The following is a 2309-nucleotide window of genomic DNA, read 5'->3' as shown; positions in this document are numbered from 1 at the left end:
CCACGTTGTTCGCGTGGACAGGCACGTAGCTGCCCTCATCGTGACCGGGGAAGTACGGGTACGGGACGACTCGGTGGTGCACCCCGCTCGATGAGAACTCGTAGCCCATATACGAGGTGCGCGAGGCGTCCGACCAGCCTGCGAAGATCACGATGTGGCCGGAGTTTCCCGGCTTCTTGTTGAGGAGGGCGTCACCGGGCTGCAAGGCGCCCTTGCTGATGTCCGTGGTCGCTCCGGACGACCCGAAGTAGGGAGTGGCCAGGCCCGGCTTGGCCAGACCCCAGGCCATGGACGCGTAGCCCGAGCAGTCCCTGCGGTAGCCCCCGTAGAACCCGCTCTGGTTGTAGACGAGCCCGAGTCCCACCCAGCTCTCCGCCCTGGCGAGCACCTGGCCGCGGGTGAGCGTCGGGGCGGCCGCGAGGCGCGCTTGGCCTTCCGCCGCGGACGTGCCCTGCCCGGAACTGCCCTTGTCCTGCGTCTGATTGTTGGAGCCGGCGGTCGACGGGGGTGTTTCGGCAGCGTGTGCGGTGCTTCCCGCCGCGCTCACGAGACCGAGCGTCAGTGCCCCGGCGAGCAGTACGCCCAGGGCGGAGCGGCGGGCAGTGGTGGTCTTGGACATGGTGATGTCTCCCCAGGGGTGCTAGATCGGGAAAGGCGAACGAAGAGATGTGCGGCCGAGCGCGCACATCGACGGGCGCCGTGACCGGCGGCCCGCTCGGACGAGGCTGCGCCCGTCGAAAACGCACTCGTTCCGTGAGGCGAGTGGAAACACGGATTTCCGATGGATTCCGGCGATCTCCGATGGTTTCGGCGAGGCCGTCGCCGTGTCGGGAGACAGGGCGCGTTGCCGTCTGACGAAATCCTGCCGACCGGCACCGGGGCTGTCATCGATGCGAGCCGGCCGGAACCGCCGCCGGCATATTCGGGCCGGCCGTCGCCACCGGCGACCGGTTCGGCCGATGGTTGATCGCACTATCGCGGGACGGTTTGGGCCCCGGCCGCTTCCGGCCCGCCTAAACTCTTGGATTCCCCGTACGGCGGCGGCCATGGTGGGCGGCAGACGCACCGCGAGAAGCACTGCGATCCAGCATTCTCCATGCCCGGAAATTCGATATCCGGAAAGGATATTCCCATGTCGCGAACGAGTCGGCGAAGAATTGCTCAAGTCCTGCTCACATTCACCCTGGCAACCACCGTTGCCGCCGGTGGGAGCGCAATCGCATACGCCGATCAGGATTCACCGGATACAAAACGGGTCGACTATCAGGGATATACGTTCGACGTTCCGAAGAGCTGGCCGGTCCTGGACCTCGCGCAGGAACCGACCACGTGCGTTCGATTCGATCGCCATGCCGTCTACCTCGGGACTCCGAGCGCCGCGCAGGATTGCCCCAGCAAGATCGTCGGCAAGACCGAGGCGTTCCTGGTGGAGCCAGCCGACACGTCCGAGGCCGCGCTGAGCACCGAGAACGCCACCGCTCGCGAGATCAGCGCCACCGCGCCCCGGATCAAGGTGACAGCGACCTACGACACCGATCGCGCCGCCGTCCGCGCGATCCTGTCCGGTGCCGCACTGCCCGACCCGCGATCGGCGGCCCCGCAGCGATCGGCCCTGTCGGAGAATCAGGACCTGCGCACCACCGCCGCCACGCCGAACACCACCAATTACATCGGCAAGGGCTTCGACGCCTGCGCCGCGCCGAATTCCAACACGATGAACGCCTGGCGCAACAACTCGCCGTATCGCTCGGTGGGCATCTATATCGGCGGTGCGGAGCGGGGTTGCTCCCAGCCCAACCTGACCGCCGGCTGGGTTCAGCAACAGGCCGCCGCCGGCTGGCACTTCATGCCCCTGTACGTCGGAGTCCAGGCGCCCAGGATCACCTCGCCGCAGACTCAGGGATCCGCCGCCGCCGACGACGCCATCAACCAGGCCTCGGCGCTGGGCCTCGGCCCCGGCAGTCTCCTGTACTACGACATGGAGGCGTACGGCACGAGCCTGCGTCCCAAGGTGCTTCAGTTTCTGTCCGCCTGGACCACCCAACTCCACGCCCGCGGCTACAAGTCGGCGGTCTACAGCAGCTCCGACAGCGGTATCAAGGACCTCGCCAACAACGTCGGCGGCGGCTACGCGTTGCCCGACGTCATCTTCAGCGCGTTGTGGAACAACGTCGCCAATACCGCGGACCCGGCAGTCGCGCCCAACCTGTGGGCCAATCACCAGCGCGTGCACCAGTACACCGGCAACATCACCGAGTCCTACGGCGGTGTGTCGATCAACATCGACCGCGACTACCTCGATGTCGTCC

1 protein-coding gene and 1 pseudogene are annotated in these 2309 nt (G+C 67.0%); one reads left to right on the top strand and one right to left on the bottom strand.

The annotated features are described in order from the left end of the window. Positions 1–619, bottom strand: a pseudogene (locus tag ACWCPW_RS51875) (hypothetical protein); the annotation flags it as partial. Between the two features lie 402 nt (positions 620–1021). Between ACWCPW_RS51875 and ACWCPW_RS51870 the strand changes: the two are divergent. Next, positions 1022–2309: DUF1906 domain-containing protein (locus ACWCPW_RS51870; RefSeq protein ID WP_449768666.1), on the top strand; the 1288-nt coding region annotated here is incomplete at its 3' end.

This window comes from Embleya sp. NPDC001921 (genome assembly GCF_053594475.1).
The sequence above is the reverse complement of the archived record's forward strand: the minus strand, read 5'-3'. Positions and strand labels throughout refer to the sequence as shown.